The organism is Umezawaea tangerina (genome assembly GCF_003002815.1).
Classification (GTDB): domain Bacteria; phylum Actinomycetota; class Actinomycetes; order Mycobacteriales; family Pseudonocardiaceae; genus Umezawaea; species Umezawaea tangerina.
On record NZ_PVTF01000013.1, the window covers coordinates 105,674 to 122,586 of the forward strand.

Here is a 16,913-nt window from a genome sequence, read left to right on the forward strand (position 1 = left end):
ACCCTTCACCGAGGGCATCGGGTCGGGGGAGCGGTGGTTGCACCGATGGACCGACAGGTGGTCGCGGTGGTCGGGGTTGCGGTGGACCGGCACATCCGCCGATGCGGGTGGCGGTCGCGGTCTTGCAGGGTCAGCCGTGCTGATCCCCCTGCACAAGCGAGGTGCGATTCACCGTGCGACTCCGCAACCTGATCCCCGCGTTGGCCGTGCTGCTGGCCGGCGTCTCGGTGGTACCCGCCATCGCCGCGGCCAACCCCTACGAGCGCGGTCCGGCCCCCACGACCTCCAGCATCGAGGCGACCCGCGGCACGTTCGCCACCGCCACGACGACCGTGGCCCGCTCGTCGGTGTCCGGCTTCGGCGGCGGCACGATCTACTACCCGACCGACACCAGCGCCGGCACGTTCGGCGGCATCGCGATCTCGCCCGGTTTCACCGCCTCGCAGTCGAGCGTGAGCTGGCTCGGCCCGCGCCTCGCCTCGCAGGGCTTCGTCGTGTTCACCATCGACACCACCAGCACGCTGGACCAGCCCGACAGCCGCGGCACCCAGCTGCTGGCGGCGCTGGACTACCTCACCGGCAGCAGCGCGGTCCGCACCCGCGTCGACGCCACCCGGCTCGCCGTCATGGGCCACTCGATGGGCGGCGGCGGTTCGCTGGCCGCCGCGCGCACCCGGCCCGCCCTGCAGGCCGCGATCCCGATGACCCCGTGGCACACCACCAAGAGCTGGTCCACCGTGCGCGTCCCGACGATGATCATCGGCGCCGAGAGCGACACCACCGCGCCGGTCGCGCAGCACGCGGAGCCGTTCTACACCAGCATGACCTCGGCGACCGACAAGTCCTACCTCGAGCTGAACAACGCGAGCCACTCGGCGCCCACCAGCTCCAACACCACCGTCGCGAAGTACAGCCTCTCCTGGCTCAAGCGCTTCGTCGACAACGACACCCGCTACGACCAGTTCCTCTGCCCCGGACCGTCCGCGGGCACGCTGGTCGAGGAGTACCGCAACACCTGCCCGCTGTCCTGATCGTTCGGGACACCCCCGCCCGGACGTCGCGGCAACCCTGCAGCCGCGACGTCCGGGCCGGGCCGTTCTTCCGGAACCCTCCGAGGGCGTGGCCTCGCCGGAAGGGGGAGGAGGTGGAGGCCGGTGGGCCTCCACCCCTTCACCCGATCGTGCAGCCCGCCCCGTTCAGCGTGAACGCGGTCGGCGCCGCGGTGTCGCCGGTGTGCGTGGCCTGCAACCCGATCCCGGTGGACGCGCCCGCGGCCAGCGCCCCGTTGTAGGAGACGTTCTTCGCGGTCACCGCCCCGCTGGTGGGGGAGTAGGTCGCGCTCCAGCCCGAGGTGATCGTCTGCCCGGACGGCAGGGTGAACCCGAGCGTCCAGCCGTTCAGCGCGGTGGTGCCGGTGTTGGTGATCGTGATGGTGGCCGTCAGGCCGGTGTTCCACGCGTTGACGGTGTAGCCGACCTTGCACGCGCCACCCGGCTGGTTGGGCGTCGTGGTGGTGGTCGTTGTCGTCGTCGTGGTGGTCGGGCCGCCCTGGTCGAGGCCGAAGAACTGGATGACCCGCAACGCCATGCCGGACGCGAGCACGTTGTGCCCGGTGCCCTGCAACGAGATCCCCTCGACCTTGGTCCCGTACCTGGTGCGGGTCCAGCCCGACTGCGGGCTGTCGGTGGACGTCGGCGTCGTCGACAGGCCGTGGACGTTGGTCCACTGGTCGATCTCCTCGCCGAAGTTCGGGTACCGCAGCGTGTCGTCCGCGGTCCCGTGCCACAGCTGCACCCTGGGCCGCGCGCCCGAGTAGCCGGGGTAGGCCGACCGGGCGATGTCACCCCACTCCTGCGGGGTCTTGAGCACGGTGCCGTTGGCGCACGCGCTGTTCCACCCGGAGCCGTCCGTCGTGGCGAAGCACCCGTCCGGCACACCGGCGAACGCCGCGCCCGCCTGGAAGACGTCCGGGTAGTCGGCCAGCATCACGTTGGTCATCATCGCGCCGGAGGACACACCGGTGACGAACACCCGGCTCGCGTCGCCGTTGTAGCGCTGCAAGGTGTAGCGCACCATCGACATCAGCCCGACGGGGTCGCTGCCGCCGTCGCGCTTGAGGGCCTGCGGCGAGGACACGTCGAAGCACTGCCCGCTGCGCGTCGCGGACGGGTAGATGACGATGAACCCGTACTGGTCGGCGAGGCGGGCGAACTCCGAGCCGGAGTAGAACGCCGGTCCGGTGCCCGTGCAGTAGTGCACCGCGAGCAGCACGGCTGGTTGGGCCGCCACGCGGTCGGGCACGTAGATGTGCATGCGCAGGTTGCTGGGGTTCGTGCCGAACCCCGTCACCTCGGTCAGCGTCGCGGCCGAGGCCTGCGGCGCGGTCAGCACGGCGATCACCGTGGCGAGCGCGGTCACGAGGGCTCCGAGTGCTTTGACCACGACGCCGCCGCGGCGGGCGGGGCCCGTCGACGCGGGGCGCCGGACGGGGGGAGAGGTACTGAGGTGCATCCTTCCTCCTTGAAGGATGGCGGCCAGGGGCGCGTTCACGGTACTGCCGGGTCGTCGTTGCCGGACGCGTAGTTTCGGGTGGTTTCGAGTCTCATATGGTCATCTGAACAGCAAGAACAGGGAATTTGCCACAGCACGGTGATCGAAACTTTCACATATGTGGCGAAACTTTTGTCCGTCAGGTGTCGGTCGCGGCAGGGGACGGCTCAAGCGCGTCGAGCACGGCCCGGACCGCGGGGCTGGTGTCGGCGCTGCGGCGCCAGGCCGCGTGCACCGCGCGGGTCGGTCGACGGCGCAGCGGGTGGGAGACGAGCCCGTCACCCAGCGGGGGGCGGGCCAGCCGGGGGACCAGCGCGAGGACACCGCCCGCGGCGACCAAGGAGAGCTGGGTGGCGAAGTCGTCGACCAGGTGGCGGACGTCGGGCTCCTCGGGGGCGTCCGCGAACAGCCGCCGGAACCACTGGTGGCACACGGTTCCCGGCGGGCTGGTGACCCAGGCGTGGCCCGCCAGGTCGGGGCCCGTCAGCGGGCGGTCGAGCAGCGCGAGCGGGTGCGTGCGGTCCATGACGACGTCGCCGACGTCGGTGTGCACGTGGTGGCGGGTCAGCGACGGCGGCAGCGGGACCGGCAGGCCGTCGGCGTCGTGGACCAGCGCCAGGTCGGACGTGCCCGCGTCGACGCTGTGCAGGGCCTGCTCGGGGTCCTGTTCGGTGATCCGGACGGACAGCTCCGGGTGGTGCGCCGCGAGCCGCGTGACGGCGGGGGCGAGCAGGCCGCGGATGGCGGTGGAGAAGGCGGCGACGCGCACGACGCCGCGGGGCGCGCCCCCCGCCACCGACCGGGCCGCCTCCGCGCAGCGCTCCAGCGCCTGGAACACGGCGGGTGCGGAGTCGACGATGGCCTGGCCGGCGGGCGTGAGGACGACGCCGCGGCCCGCCTGCGCGAGCACGGGCACGCCCAGCCGTCGTTCCAGGCGCTTGATCTGCTGCGACACCGCCGAGGCGGTGAAGCCGAGCTCGTCGGCGGCCCGTGCGAGCGTCCCGAGGGCGGCCACCGACCGCAGCGCCCGCAGGGTCCCCACGTCGATCATGAAGCCAGGCTACGCAGTACCCGCAAGAAACCTTCGCTGGACCGCACCTGTCGTGGTCGGTCACGGTGGACCCATGACCGACTCGCCGCACCTGTCCTTCGGCTCCAACCTCGTCGCCATGGTGACCCCGATGCGCCCCGACGGCGCCGTCGACGACGCGGCCGCGGTCGCCCTCGTCGACCACCTGCTGGCCACCGGCTGCGACGGGGTCGTCGTCGCCGGGACGACCGGCGAGTCGCCGACGCTCACCGAGGCGGAGGTGACCCGGCTGGTCCGCGTCGTGGCGGAGCGGTCGGCAGGCCGCGCCAGGGTGACCGTCGGCGTCGGCACCTACGACACGGCGGGCAGCGTGCGCCGGGCGCGTGCGGCCGAGGAGGCGGGAGCGGACGCGGTGCTGCTGGTAGCGCCCTACTACTCCCGGCCGACCCAGGCCGGGGTGGTGGCGCACTGCACGGCGGTCGCCGACGCCACCGGGCTGCCCGTGATGCTCTACGACGTCCCCGCGCGCACCGGCATCGCCTTCGCCGAGGCCACGCTGGTCGAGCTGGCGGACCACCCGCGGATCCGGGCGGTCAAGGACGCCAAGGGCGACCTGTTCGAGGCGATGTCGGTCATGTCCCGCACGGCGCTGGCCTACTACTGCGGCATCGACGAGCTGAACCTGCCCTACCTCGCCTGCGGTGCCGCCGGCGTGCTCAGCGTCGTGGGCAACGTCGCCGCGGACCGCAACGCCGAGCTGCTCGCCGCCGTCCGCCGCGGTGACCTGGAGGCGGCGCGGGCGGTGCAGACCGCGCTGATCCCGTTGGTGGACGCGGTCATGCGCACCTCGTCGGGAGCCGTGATGGCCAAGGCCGCGCTGGTCGAGCTCGGGATCATCCCGCACGCGACCGTGCGCCTCCCGCTGCTCGAGTCGCCGCCGTCCGACCTCCGGCGGCTGACCGACGCCCTGGCCGCCGGTGCCGTCCTGGTCTGACCCTCAGCCCATCGCCAGCGACACGCCGATCGCGGTCATCACGGCCGCGATCGAGCCGTCCACGAACCGCCACGCGACCGGGCGCGACAGGACCGGGGCGAGCTTGCGGGCCCCCAGCCCGAGACCGGTGAACCACACGGCGCTGGCCGCCGTCGCCCCCGCGCCGAACAGCCAGGGGCTCGGGTCGTCGTGGGCCACGGTCCCCAGCAGCAGCACCGTGTCCAGGTACACGTGCGGGTTGAGGAACGTCATCGCCAGGCACGCCAGCAGGGTCGCCCGCAGCGTGGCGGGCGGGAGGTCCAGCGGCGTGAGCGAGCTCGGGCGCACCGCGCGGCGGGCGGCCAGCACGGCGTAGCCGAGCAGGAACGCGGCACCGCCCCAGCGCACGACCGTCAGCGCGCCGGGCGCGGACGTCAGGACGGCGCCGAGCCCGGCGATGCCCGCGGCCACCAGCGCCGCGTCCGCGACCACGCAGGTGAGCACCACCAGCAGCACGTGTTCGCGGCGCAGGCCTTGGCGCAGCACGAAGGCGTTCTGCGCCCCGATGGCGACGATGAGAGCGGAGCAGAAGCCGAAACCGGCGAGAGCGGAACCCATGGCGGTGACGCTAGGAGCAGGGGCTCCTGCACTCCAGCTGAAGTTGCTTCAGCACCGTTAGAATGCCTTATGCCGCTCGACCCGGTGCAGCTCGCGACCTTCCAGGCGGTCGTCGACCACGGCAGCTTCGACGCCGCGGCGCGCGTCCTGCACGTGACGCCGTCGGCTGTGAGCCAGCGCGTCAAGGCGTTGGAGCAGGTCGTCGGCCAGGTGCTGGTGCGCCGGACGCGGCCGTGCGAGCCCACGGAGGCAGGCAGGCCGCTGGTGCGGCTGGGCGGCCAGGTCGACCTGCTCGAACGCGAGGCGCTCGCCGCCGCCCGCGGCGCGCTGGGCGGGCAGGCCCGCACCCGCGTGGCCGTCGTCGTGAACGCCGACTCGCTGGCGGGCTGGTTCCTGCCGGTCCTGACCGACCTGCCCGACGTGCTGTTCGAGCTGCGCACCGACGACGAGGGCCACACCGCCGAGCTGCTGCGGGCGGGCACCGTGATGGCCGCGGTCACCTCCGAGCGCACCGCCGTGCAGGGCTGCCGGGTCACCCGGCTCGGCGCGATGCGCTACCTCGCCGTCGCCTCGCCGGACTGCCGGGACCGGTGGTTCGCCGACCGCGACCCCGCCGAGGCGTTCGCCACCGCGCCCGTCGTCTGCTTCGACCGCAAAGACGTCATCCAGCGCCGCTTCGCCCGCTCGGTCACCCACCGCGACACCGACCCGCCCACCCACTACGTCCCCGCCGCGGGCAGCTTCACCGAGGCCATCCGCCTCGGCCTCGGCTGGGGCCTCGTCCCCGAGGGCATCGCCCTCCCGGACCTCGCCGACGGCCGCCTGGTCGACCTGGCCCCCGGCCGCCACCTCGACGTCCCGCTGTACTGGCAGTGCTGGCGCCTGGAGTCGACGGTGCTGTCGTCGCTGACCGCGGCGGTCCGCAAGGCCGCCGCCGGGGCGTTGCGGCAGGGGACGCGCGGGCCGTGACCGGCGGGGCCTACCGGACCGGGGCGAGCTGCCGCAGCATCGCGCCGAACCGCACGCCGAGGAAACCGCCGAGCGCGCCGGACGCCATGCCTACCAGACCGGTGGCCACGACCGTCCCGGCGGCGGGCCACCCGGTGCCGAACAGCACCGCGGTCTGCACGGTGCCCAGCCCCGCCACGGCGAGGCCGAGCGCGCCACCCCGGCCGAGCAGGATCGCGCACAGCAGCACCACCACGGCCATGAGCGCCCCGCCCGCCGCGACGAGGTCGACCGGATCGGCTTCAACCTCGTCCAGCCCGGTGACCGTGACCATGGTGAACCCGACCGTCGTGATCATGATCGACAGCAGCAGCCCGATGTGCGGCGGCGACGCGACCATCGCGTCGAACCCGTACAGCCCGTGCCACCACTGGTCCCACAGGCCGTAGACGAGGAACACCGCCGCGCCGGTGCCCGCGACCAGGTAGCCGACGGGCGCGGCGAACGTGCGACCCAACACGGCGACCGCGCGCCCGCCGACGATCGGGTCCACTACGCGCCCGGCGACGATCGGGTCCACTACGCGCCCGGCGCGGTCGGCCGCCGTGGTGGACAGCACGACCACCAGGCTCGTCAGCCCCGCGACCGCCGTCCCCGAGTACAGCAGCAGGTGCGGCAGCGTGAAGAACGTGTCCGGGCCGACGTTCGTGTGCCACTCCATGTCCCACGCGATCCCGCCGAGCCGCGGCGGGTGCCGGAGTCGCTGGACGTCGCGCTGTACCGGATCGTGCAGGAGATGCTCACGAACGCGCTGCGCCACGGCGACCTGTCCGGTGTGGACGTCGAGCTCTCCTTCACCGGCGACACCCTGGCGCTGACGACGAGCAACCCCGTGCCCGCCGCGACCCCGGACCGCCCCGCGGGCTGGAGGGCATCCGCAGCCGTACCAGGTTGTTCGACGGCGTGACCACCAGCGGCCTCGACCCGGACGGCGGGACCTGGCGCACCGCGGTGGCGTTCCCGCTGGACGCGCGGTCCTGACCGCTCCGGTCGGTGCGGTCCCGGGCCGAGGCGGACGACCCGACGCCGACACGCCGCACCGCCGTCACGGAGAAGGCGAGTTCCTGCCAGGAGATCGGGCGACCGGGACGTCCGCCCGTGCGTTCTTGGGGTTAGTCCACCGACTCCGAGGAAAGGCCATCATGGCAAAGATCATCGTCGCCGCCCCGCCCATCGAGGGGGAGCTGGCACCGCTGCTGCAACTGGCCAGGGGACTGGCCGAGCGCGGTCATCTGATCACGGTGGTCACCGGCAGCCGTTTCCGCGCGCAGGTGGAACAGGCGGGGCTCGGGTTCGTCCCGCACACCGGTACCGCGGACTTCGACATCCGCGTCGTCGCCGAGGACCCGGAGCGGATGAAGCTCGCGCCGGGCCCGGAGATGCTCAACTACGACTGGGCCCACTGCTTCGTGGACCCGATGCCCGACCAGCACGCCGTGCTGCAGTCCTTGCTGGAGGAGGACCCGGACCAGTACCTGATCTGCAACGTCCTGTGGCTCGGCGCGTTCCCCACCGCGATGGGCGCGCCCGGTCTGCGCCCGCGCCGCTGGGTCGCGGTCTGCGCCACGCCACTGGCGATCAGCAGCGAGGACACGTCGTTCTTCGGCCCGGTGCCGGTCGCTCCCGGCGAGGACCAGAAGGCCGCCAACCGCGCGGCGAACGCCGAGTTCGTCGAGCTCATGAGGCCGACCCAGGTCCGGCTCACCGAGGTCCTGCTGTCCCTCGGCGCGACGGAGACCGTCCCCGGCTTCATCGACGGCATCTCGACCGTCCCGGACGTGACCGCGGCGCTGACCGTGCCGGGGTTCGAGTTCGACCGCGGCGACGCCCCGGACTCGCTGCACCTGGTGGGCATCCTGCCCGGACGGAGCCAGGCGGACTGGGAGCCGCCGTCGTGGTGGTCCGATGTGGACGGCTCGCGCCCGGTCGTCGTCGTCACGCAGGGGACGCTGGCCAACCGCGACCTGTCCGACCTCGTCGAGCCCGCGCTGCTCGGGCTGGCGGACCTGGACGTCACGGTGGTGGCGGCGCTCGGCCGCGAGGTCGAGGCGCTGTCCATCCCGGTCCCGGCCAACGCGCGGGTCGCCGAGTTCATCCCGTTCGACCGGCTGCTGCCCAAGGCCGACGTGTACGTCACCAACGGCGGGTTCGGCGGCACCCAGCAGGCGATCGCCGCCGGTGTCCCGGTCGTCGCCGCCGGTGTCACCGAGGACAAGCCCGCCACGGCCGCGCGGGTCGCCTACCGCGAGGTGGGCGTCGACCTGCGGACCGGCAGGCCCACCCCGGAGGCGGTCGCCGACGCCGTCGCCATCGTCCTCAAGGACGACGGGATGCGCGACAACGCGCGCGGGCTCGCCGAGGTCTACGCCGCGCACGACGCGCTCGCCGAGATCGAACGCCTGACCCTCGGCTAGCGCGGTGCTCGGGGCCGTCCGGTGCTCAGGACCGGACGGCCCAGGCCGCGTCGGCGTGCTCGACCATGGCGTGGACGCCGAAGGTCTCGGCCAGTCCGATGAGGACGCGGGTCGGGGTCGACCAGCACCACCCGGAACCGCTCCGCCGGCGCGGGGACGACCAGCAGCCACGGGTTCTGGTCGCAGCCGAAGCCGTGCGCGAGCAGCACCGTCGGTCCGTTCTCGACACCGGTCACGACCACGTTGTCCCCGCCGAGCACGTCCACCGGGCACATCCCGCCGGTCCACACCACAGGGGACCACCGGGGGCGACTACCACCCTGGGGGTCGTCGACCGCCGACCGGTTACTCCACGGCCGTCACGGTGTCCAGCGCCGCGAGCCGCACGTCCTGGTCGTCGTGGCGGCGCAGCTCGCGCAGCAGCGCCCGCCAGTGCTCGGGCCACCCCGTGTCGTGGCCCGCGGCGGCCGTGATCGCCAGCGCGAGCAGGGCCGGGGTGGCACCCTCGCGCGTCAACGTCCCGGCGACCGCGAGCGCCCGTTCGCGCGGCATCCGCCGGACGGCGTCGTGCACACCGGTCGACAGTTCGGCCGCGGCCCGCGCGGCCAGTGCCGGGCGGTCGGCGAGCCGGGCGACGGCGCGCAGCCCCGGCAGCGGGTCGTCGTCCCACGGGACCGCCGCCACCGCGAGCGCCACGGCGGACCCGCGGTGCTCCGGGGCGTGCGCGAGGTCGTCCGACAGCGCGCCCGCGGCCGCGCGCAGCACGGCCGACGGGCGGCCGACCACCATCCGCGCGAGGGCGCCGATCCGCTGCCGGGCGGGCAGGTCGCGGTCGGGCTCCGCGTCGAAGCGGTCCTCGACCGCCAGCAGTCGCGCGGTGGCCTCGCGCAACGGTCCGATGTCGTCGGCGGCCGCGCAGACGTCGACCAAGGCGGCCAACGCGGGCGACCAGGTCGCGGTGTCGTCGAGGTCGGCCACCCGGTCCACCAGCACCGCGGTGGTCCCGGTGTCCCAGCGGGTCCACAGCGGCAGCGTCGGAGCCCTGAGCACTGTCGGGTCGCCGTGCGGAGCCGTGACGACGGCCCGGACGAGCGCCGCGTACCGGGCCCGGTGGCGCGGGGCGACGGTGAACGGCGACCGGTCGAGCACGGTCACCGCGACCGCCTGCTCGTCGGTGGTCGCCTTGGCCAGGAGGTCCCACGCGGCCTCGTCGTCGAGGAACCACTCGGCCGCCCACACCAGCGCGCGCCGCACGTCCCGGTGGCTGTGCGGACCGCCCCACGCCGACGCCAGCAGCGCGGCGGCACCCGGCACGCGGTGCTCGGCCAGCAGCCGGATCGCCTCCTTCCGCGCGGTCACCTTCGGGCCGCCCAGCAGCCGCCCCAGCTGGTCGCCGAGCCGGTCGGGCGCGGTGAACCGGGCGCACCGGGTCGCCGCGTACACCGCCACCCGCGCCCGGTCGGAGTCCACGTGGGACAGCAGGTCGGCCAGCACGTCGCCGGGCTCGTCGGTCCACGCCAGCGCGGCCAGCGCCGCCTCGGCCACCTGCACCTCGCGGTCGCCGGTGAACGCCCGCACGGCGTCGACCGTGCCGGGCACCCGGCCCAGCGCGCGCACCGCGTTCGCCCGCTCGTAGACGTTCGCGCGCCGGTCGCCCGCGAGCGCCGCCAGCTCCGCGGCGTGCGCGGCGGTCTGGCGCGGCAGCCACCGGGGGAAGCAGCCCTCGAACGGCGGCACGTACCGCACACCCCGCTTGAGGAACCGGCCGTGCAGCGGCTTGCCGATCACGTCGTCGAGCAGGTCGGTGCGCCGGAACCCGATGGCGTCGAGCACCGGGCGCAGGGTGATCGTCGACCGGTCGCGGCGGAACACCCGCTCCACCCGCTCGTTCCGGGTCGCGGGAGGGGCGAGCCACAGCCCGACGGCGCGCGTCACCACGGAGTCGTCCTTCGCCGTGCACGCCTTGGCCAGCAGCTCGTGCAGGTCCGGCATGCCCCACGCCCGCTTGCCCAGCCCGGCCGCGAGCGCCAGCAGCACCGCGTACCGGCCGCGCGCCGCGTCCGCGGCCATCCGCCCGCGCAGCGCCTCGAACACCTGGTGCTCGGCGCCGTGCGGCAGCGCCTCGTCGAGGCGGCTCAGGTCGATCCACCCCAGGTGCCTGCCCAGGCCCTCCAACCCGGCCATGCCCGCGTCCAGCAGCTCGGGGCGGCGCGACACGACGCCCTCGCGCACCAAGGCGCCCGCGAGCGTGCCGACGGCGTGCTGCGTGCTCCACGAGCAGTCCCGCGCCTGGGCGGCGTCGACCATCAGCTTGACCAGCGCGTCGGCCTCCGACGGCCGGAACAGCCACGACGGCACGGCCGCGAGCGCGGTCAGCGCCGCCGCCCGCACTGGGTCCTGCTCGTTGGGCAGCCTGGTCAGGGTGCCCAGCAGCCCGGCGAACACCTCGGGGTCGCGGCTCGCCGCCCCCGCCGCGACGTAGAGCGGGTAGGCCGCGGCGCGCTCGTCCGCGGTCGCCCGCTTCGTCGCCTCGCGCAGCACCGGACCCGCCTCCGCCCAGTCCAGCCGTGCGGTCACCGCGAGCCGCCGCGTCGGCTCGTCGGCGTTGGCGCGCAACGACAACAGCCTGCGCGCCTCGGCCGCCCTCGCGGCCCTGGGCAGCTCGTCCAGCGCGGCCAGCGGCACGTCGGCCCGTCCGCCGGCGCCCGCGTAGACCGCGGGGCGCCGCGACGGTGCCAGGACGTGCAGGAACCGCACCAGCGGAGCCCCGTCGAGCAGGCGCGCGAGACCGACCAGCTCCGCGTCGCCGAGCCCGGACAGCGCCCGCCACAGCGAGCGGCGGTCCGGGGTGCTCCCGGTGCGGCGCGGGTCGAGCAGCACCCGCACGACGCGCTCGGGGGAGTGCCGGGCCAGCACGCCCATGGCGGCGGTCAGGCTCCACGGCAGCGGCGCGTGCGGCAGCGTCCGCTCCACCAGGTCCAGCACCCGCGCCGGGCGCCACTCGGCCGCCGCCGCGATCCCACCGCCCAGCCGGGCCCACACCTTCGGCCACCACGCGGGCGTCATCGCCGCCAGCTCGGCGTCGACCAGGTCGAGCAGCTCCGCGGAGTGGCGTCGGCCGATCGCGGTCCAGTTCGCGACCGCGTGCGCCAGGTCCGGCAGCACGCCCGCGACCACCGGCGTCGAGCACGCCACCAGCAGCGCCGCCGCCTCCTGGTCCCCGAACCGCGCCCGCACCTCCGGCAGCAGCGCGTCGGCCAGCCCGGTCGCCCGGCGCCGCCGGACTCCGTTGTAGAGGGTCCGGCGCAACGCGGTCGGCAGGTGCGGCAGCCTCTCGACGAACACCTCGGCGGGCAGTCCCAGCCGGACCGCCGCGCCCAGCGCGTGCGCCACCACGGCCGTCTCCCGCGCCGCCAGGCACTCCGCCACGAACCCGCCGTGCCCGGCCACGTACGCCATCTGCAGCGCGATCCGCCGCGAGTGCGCGTCCCCGGCCAGCTCGCGCAGCAGGTCGTCCAGCTCGGCGGTCCCCGTCAGCCGCCGGGCCGTGTCGGACAGGACCTTCTGCCGGACGCCGAAGGGCAGCGGGTCGATCGTGCGGAGCAGACGTCGCGCGGAAGTGGTCACGGCCCGTGATTCTCGTGTCCGGACGGGCCGGTCGCCAGTCGTTTACCCGGACCCACCAGTCCCGCGGTCGCTCACAGCACGGCAGGTGTGGGAGTCAGACCCCGGTACCGCAAGAAGTACGCCAAGCACTGGAGGTGACGCCGCCGCGCCCGGCCCGCGGGAGCGGACCGGGCGCGGCGGGTGTCGGGTACGGGTCAGCTCGGACCACCCGCCTTCGCGGGGCGGCCGGCAGCCGAGGCGCCGCCGGTGATCACGAAGCCCGAGCCCGGCTCGACCAGGATGTCGCCCTGTGCCGAGTTGGTGATCGTGACGTTCGTGAGCGTGGCGCTGCCGCGGGCGCCGCTCATCGCGAGGATGCCCGAGCCGTTGTTCGACCTGTCGATCCTGACGTTGCTGATCGCGACCCCCGGCATGGTGCCGCCGCCGGTCTTGAACTGGATCCCGTCGTAGGTCGAGTCGGAGATGTCGGTGTCCCGGATGGTCACACCGGTGATGTCCTTGCTCGCCGCGAACAGGGTGAGCGCCCCGAACTCCTGGTCCTCGCCCCAGAACACGCCGCCGCAGCGGTACAGGGCGTTGTTGGCGATCAGCGTCGTGCCGGAGAACGGCAGCGGGTCGTGGTCGGTCGCCAGCATGATGCCCGGGTAGTTCATCGTGTCGTACACGAGGTTGTTCTCGATGGAGTTGCCGTAGCCGCCGTAGATCGCGATGCCGGTGGCCCGCCACGGGAGCTGGACGGTGTTGTTGACGAAGTGGTTGTCGTGCCCGATGTCGACGTTGGGGTCCTTCACGTACCGGTTGGCCCACACCGCCATCGCGTCGTCGCCCGTGGTGCGGAACGACGAGTCGAACACCTTGGAGTTCCTGGTGCCGTTGGAGAAGTTGATGCCGTCGGCGTAGGTGTCGCGGATCCGCATCCCGCTGAACTCCAGGCCGTCGGCCGGTCCCCACAGGTCGGGGATGTTGTCGTAGTCGCGGCCGACCCAGACGCCGACGTTGGCGTGCTCGATCCACACGTTGGAGATCTTCGTACCGGTGCCGAACCGGCCGTTGAGGCCGACCCCGCCCTCGGCGTTGCCGTCGCCACCGCGGATCCGGCCGGAGCCGAAGATGGCGATGTCGGAGATCTGGGTGTTCTTGTCGATGTCGAAACCGAAGTTGCCCTCGTGCGGGTGGTTGATGCTGCCGACCGCGTTCTGCGGCTCGGTGAGCGTGTAGAGCTGGGAGCGCCACATGCCCGCGCCGCGGATCGTGACGTTGCTGATGCCCACCTGGTTGTACTGGCCCCGGTTCAGCGGGTCGTCGGTCAGGATCTTCTTCTCCTGCCGCCACTGCCCTTCCGGGATCCACACGCAGCCGATCACGCCGTTCTGGTCGTCGGTCACGGCCCGCTGGATGGCGTCGGTGTCGTCCACGCCGTCGTTGGGCACCGCGCCGTAGGACGTGATCGACGTGCAGCCCGCGGGCTGGCTCGTCGCGGGCGCGACCTGCTCCAGGTCGACCAGGTCCAGGATGTAGAACGACGCGGTGTCCGTCGCGTCGCGCTGGAGCTTGAACCTGGTGCCGGGCGGGTAGCTCGTGGACAGCAGCGCGTGCGACTCGTCGAACAGCCGGCGCGCGTCGGCCTGCGGGGTGTTGGTCAGCGCCTCGGGGCCGTCCACGTTGCCGTAGAGCCAGCTGTGCCTGGACGACAGCGTCAGCTTCTGCGCGAACACGTCGTTGACGTAGAGGCTGATCGTGGCGTCGATGCCGCCGCCACCGGGGGCGTCGGGGATCGAGTTGCGCACCACGATCGAGTTGGCCTGGTTGGTCGAGGTGACCTCGACGAACTGGCCGGTGCCGGTGAGCCGCACCGACTGGCGGCCCGACGACTCGGTCGCGAAGTTGGTGTGCCCGAACGTGCGCACCGCGTCGGCCGTCAGCAGGGTCCCCTGGTAGCGCCCCGCCTCCGCCTCGTACTCGGTGTAGGGCACCGCCGCGCCCCGACCGACCACGATGGACCGGGTGAACGAGTTGTTGTTCTCGTTGGTCTCCGCGACGGTGTTGGTGGCGTCCGCCGTGGCCGTGATCGTGGCCCCGCCGGAGGTGGCCGTCCAGGTTCCGCTGACGGCCACGGTGACCGTCGCACCCGCGGCGACGGCTCCCGCGGTGCCGTTGAGCGTGGTGCCGCCGACCGCCACGCGGGTGACCGTCCCCGCGGCGACCGCGCTGGTGCCGCGGTTGTTGACCGCCACGGTGAACGAGACCTGGGCACCGACGGCCGGGTTCGGCGGGGTGGTGGTGACGCCGGTGACCTGGAGGTCCGGCCCCGGTGCCTGCGCGACGACCAGCTGGGTGGCCGCGGTGAACCGGTTGTTGGTGTCGTCCTGCTCCACGACGGTGTTGGTCGGGTCGACCAGCGCCGAGACGCTGTAGCTGCCCATCGGCCGAGTGCCGACGGCGGCCGAGACGGTGGCCGAGGCTCCCGCCGCGAGCGCGCCGACCGGCGTGCTGCCGACGACCGCACCCGCCAGGCTGAAGTCCACCGTGGTGGCCGCGGCCGCCGCCGTGCCGTTGTTCTTCACGGTGGCGGACAACGAGATCGCGCTCGTCTCGTTCGGCGACGCCGGTGTCCAGGTGGTCGCGGTGACCACCAGGTCCGGGTTGGGCGCCGGGGTCCCGACGACCTGGAGCTCGGCGACCTGCGCGCCCGGAGCGCCGCTGTTGGCGGTGAAGCGCAGCCGCAGGTCGGCGACCCGGCCGGTGACCGGGATCGTCACCGTGTTCTGCGAGGCGGGGGTGAACGTGTAGGTCGCCAGTGCCTTGAGCGAGCCGAACGACGTGCCCGACTGCTCGCGGCCCAGCACCTCGAAGCTCTGCGTGCGTGTGCCCCACGCCGAGTCCGGGTTGAGCTTGACGACCACCGACGAGACGTCGGCGTTCGACCCGAGGTGCACGGTCAGCGTCGACTCGAAGCCCGCGGACTCCCAGTAGGTGGTCGTGCTGTCGTCGTTGGCGTTGGCGGCGACGAACGAGAACGCCGTGGACGACGCCTCGATCGCCTTGCCGCGGGCCAGGTTCGAGCCCGAGCCGACCTGGCCGGTGCGGGTCACGTGGTTGCTGTCGGGCGACTGGTTGCCCGCCGCGTCGCGCGCTCGGACGTAGTACTCGACCGTCGCGGTGGTCGGCTGGGTGTCGGTGAACGTCAGCTGGGTGCCGGCGACGGAGGTGGCCTGGCCGTTGACGAAAACGTCGTAGCCGGTCACTCCGACGTTGTCGGTGGACGCGGTCCAGGTGAGCCTGATCTGCCCGGTCGTGGGCTGGGTGAAGGCGAGGTTGCCGGGTGCCGTCGGGGCGGTCGTGTCGCCGCCGCCCTGGCCCGCACGGGTCACGTGGTTGCTCTCGGGCGACTGGTTGCCCGCGGCGTCGCGTGCCCGGACGTGGTACTCCACCGTCGAGGTGACCGGTTGGGTGTCGGTGTAGGTGAGCACGGTGCCCGCCACGGTGCCGCGCAGCTGGCCGTTCGCGTAGACGTCGTAGCCGGTGACGCCGACGTTGTCGGTCGAGGCGACCCAGGTGAGCTTGACCTGGCCGCTCGTCGCCTCGGTGAAGCCCAGGTCGCCCGGCGCGGTCGGCGCCTGCTGGTCACCGGAGGTCGGCCCGTAGACCTCGAGCTCCGAGACTTGGCCGCCCGGCTGCACGGAGTTGGCCGTGATGGCCACCCGGACGTAGCGGGTGGTCGTGGCGGTGAACGGGATCGTCACCGCGTTGCCGTTGGCCGGGGCGAAGCTGTAGGCCGCCGAGCCGACCAGGTCGGTGAACGACGTCCCGTTCGCACTGCCCTGCACGGCGAGGTTCTGGGTGCGCGACCCCCAGGAGGCGGGCAGCCGCAGCACGACCCGGTTCACCCCGACCGAGGCGCCGAGGTCGACCTGGAGCCACTGCGGGAACGCGTTGTTGGTGCTCTCCCAGTAGGAGTTCTGGTTGCCGTCGCCCGCGTTGGAGGCCGGGTACTCGCCGTGGGAGCTGCTGGCCGACATCGGCCTGCCCGCCGCGAGGTTGCCGGTGGCCGCGTTGGCCCCGTGGACCTCGAGCTCGGAGATCTGCGCGGCGGGCCAGCCGGTGTTGGCGGTGACGTCCACCCGCACGTAGCGGACGCTCGCGGCGGTGAAGTCGATCGTGGTGGTGTTGCCCGCGGCCGGGTCGAACACGCGGGCCGCCGATCCGGCCAGCGCGCTGAACGCGGTGCCGTTCGAGCTGCCCTGCACGCTCAGCGTCTGCGTCCGGGCACCCCACGACGAGGGCAGCCTCAGGACGACCTGGTCGACGTCGACGGAGCCGCCCAGGTCGACCTGGACCCACTGCGGGAAGGAGTTGGACGGGCCTTCCCAGTACGTGTCCTGGTTGCCGTCGTTGACGTTGGACGCGGGCTGGTTGGGGTTGGCCGCGCTCGCCGCGGCGGTCTTGCCCGAGGCCAGGTTCGGGCCTCCCGCGGCGACCGCGGTCGGGGGCGAGATGCCAAGGGTGACCAGGCCGACGGCGAGGAAACAGCCGATCAGCCGCCTGCTGACTTGCTTCCGGATCATGGCGTCTTCGTCTCTGTCGAAACGGCAGGGTGGGTGCCGCGGCACCCGTCCCGCGTGACGCGTTGGGCGGATGGGCGCGGCGTTGCGCGTGCTGTCGTGCGCCGGGTGGGCGGGAGGTCAGGGGCGCC

At 73.5% G+C, this 16,913-nt stretch carries 12 protein-coding genes; 5 read left to right on the plus strand and 7 right to left on the minus strand.

Annotated elements, in window-relative coordinates; all coding sequences use genetic code 11:
* Positions 1-173: 173 nt before the first annotated feature.
* The gene (locus CLV43_RS36070) at positions 174-1,031 is read left to right on the plus strand and encodes a poly(ethylene terephthalate) hydrolase family protein (RefSeq protein WP_106193196.1); all 858 of its coding nucleotides are present in this window, start codon (positions 174-176) and stop codon (positions 1,029-1,031) included.
* A 139-nt stretch (positions 1,032-1,170) separates the two neighbouring features.
* Here CLV43_RS36070 and CLV43_RS36075 read toward each other — a convergent pair whose 3' ends face one another.
* On the minus strand, positions 1,171-2,511 hold the full coding sequence (locus tag CLV43_RS36075) for an extracellular catalytic domain type 1 short-chain-length polyhydroxyalkanoate depolymerase (RefSeq protein ID WP_106193198.1): 1,341 nt from the start codon (positions 2,509-2,511) through the stop codon (positions 1,171-1,173).
* Between the two features lie 178 nt (positions 2,512-2,689).
* Positions 2,690-3,601, minus strand: a complete 912-nt coding sequence (locus CLV43_RS36080; RefSeq protein WP_106193199.1) for a LysR family transcriptional regulator — start codon at positions 3,599-3,601, stop codon at positions 2,690-2,692.
* A 73-nt stretch (positions 3,602-3,674) separates the two neighbouring features.
* On the opposite strand from CLV43_RS36080, the gene dapA reads away from it, so the two are divergent.
* Positions 3,675-4,574: a 4-hydroxy-tetrahydrodipicolinate synthase gene (dapA, locus tag CLV43_RS36085; RefSeq protein WP_106193201.1), complete on the plus strand. Its 900-nt coding sequence runs from the start codon at positions 3,675-3,677 to the stop codon at positions 4,572-4,574.
* Between the two features lie 3 nt (positions 4,575-4,577).
* On the opposite strand, the gene CLV43_RS36090 is transcribed toward dapA, so the two are convergent.
* A complete protein-coding gene (locus CLV43_RS36090) occupies positions 4,578-5,171 on the minus strand; it encodes a LysE/ArgO family amino acid transporter (protein ID WP_106193202.1) in 594 nt (197 codons plus the stop codon).
* Positions 5,172-5,240: 69 nt separating this feature from the next.
* On the opposite strand from CLV43_RS36090, the gene CLV43_RS36095 reads away from it, so the two are divergent.
* Complete coding sequence (locus CLV43_RS36095; protein WP_106193203.1) at positions 5,241-6,140, plus strand: LysR family transcriptional regulator ArgP; 900 nt, start codon at positions 5,241-5,243, stop codon at positions 6,138-6,140.
* Positions 6,141-6,150: 10 nt separating this feature from the next.
* On the opposite strand, the gene CLV43_RS36100 is transcribed toward CLV43_RS36095, so the two are convergent.
* On the minus strand, positions 6,151-6,840 hold the full coding sequence (locus CLV43_RS36100) for a hypothetical protein (protein ID WP_245887220.1): 690 nt from the start codon (positions 6,838-6,840) through the stop codon (positions 6,151-6,153).
* Between the two features lie 30 nt (positions 6,841-6,870).
* Here CLV43_RS36100 and CLV43_RS48130 point away from each other — a divergent pair, with 30 nt between their 5' ends.
* Positions 6,871-7,086: an ATP-binding protein gene (locus CLV43_RS48130; RefSeq protein WP_170156163.1), complete on the plus strand. Its 216-nt coding sequence runs from the start codon at positions 6,871-6,873 to the stop codon at positions 7,084-7,086.
* Between the two features lie 235 nt (positions 7,087-7,321).
* Entirely contained in the window at positions 7,322-8,593 is a 1,272-nt protein-coding gene (locus tag CLV43_RS36105; protein ID WP_106193205.1) for a nucleotide disphospho-sugar-binding domain-containing protein, read from the plus strand.
* On the opposite strand, the gene CLV43_RS49715 is transcribed toward CLV43_RS36105, so the two are convergent.
* From CLV43_RS49715 to CLV43_RS36120, 3 genes are all read right to left on the minus strand, one after another.
* Entirely contained in the window at positions 8,590-8,868 is a 279-nt protein-coding gene (locus tag CLV43_RS49715) for an alpha/beta fold hydrolase (RefSeq protein WP_245887221.1), read from the minus strand. The two genes, CLV43_RS36105 and CLV43_RS49715, sit on opposite strands and share 4 nt — an antisense overlap.
* 70 nt (positions 8,869-8,938) lie before the next feature.
* Complete coding sequence (locus CLV43_RS36115) at positions 8,939-12,220, minus strand: hypothetical protein (protein ID WP_106193206.1); 3,282 nt, start codon at positions 12,218-12,220, stop codon at positions 8,939-8,941.
* 194 nt (positions 12,221-12,414) lie between these two features.
* A complete protein-coding gene (locus tag CLV43_RS36120; protein ID WP_106193208.1) occupies positions 12,415-16,785 on the minus strand; it encodes a discoidin domain-containing protein in 4,371 nt (1,456 codons plus the stop codon).
* Positions 16,786-16,913 lie beyond the last annotated feature (128 nt).

What these genes read in the sequence shown, in the direction of transcription:
- CLV43_RS36095 (WP_106193203.1), top strand. Translation starts at nt 5,241, where the DNA reads ATGCCGCTCGACCCGGTGCAGCTCGCGACCTTCCAGGCGGTCGTCGAC.
- CLV43_RS36090 (WP_106193202.1), bottom strand. Translation starts at nt 5,171, where the DNA reads ATGGGTTCCGCTCTCGCCGGTTTCGGCTTCTGCTCCGCTCTCATCGTC.
- CLV43_RS36075 (WP_106193198.1), bottom strand. Translation starts at nt 2,511, where the DNA reads ATGCACCTCAGTACCTCTCCCCCCGTCCGGCGCCCCGCGTCGACGGGC.
- CLV43_RS49715 (WP_245887221.1), bottom strand. Translation starts at nt 8,868, where the DNA reads ATGTGCCCGGTGGACGTGCTCGGCGGGGACAACGTGGTCGTGACCGGT.
- CLV43_RS36080 (WP_106193199.1), bottom strand. Translation starts at nt 3,601, where the DNA reads ATGATCGACGTGGGGACCCTGCGGGCGCTGCGGTCGGTGGCCGCCCTC.
- dapA (WP_106193201.1), top strand. Translation starts at nt 3,675, where the DNA reads ATGACCGACTCGCCGCACCTGTCCTTCGGCTCCAACCTCGTCGCCATG.
- CLV43_RS36105 (WP_106193205.1), top strand. Translation starts at nt 7,322, where the DNA reads ATGGCAAAGATCATCGTCGCCGCCCCGCCCATCGAGGGGGAGCTGGCA.
- CLV43_RS36120 (WP_106193208.1), bottom strand. Translation starts at nt 16,785, where the DNA reads ATGATCCGGAAGCAAGTCAGCAGGCGGCTGATCGGCTGTTTCCTCGCC.
- CLV43_RS36100 (WP_245887220.1), bottom strand. Translation starts at nt 6,840, where the DNA reads ATGGAGTGGCACACGAACGTCGGCCCGGACACGTTCTTCACGCTGCCG.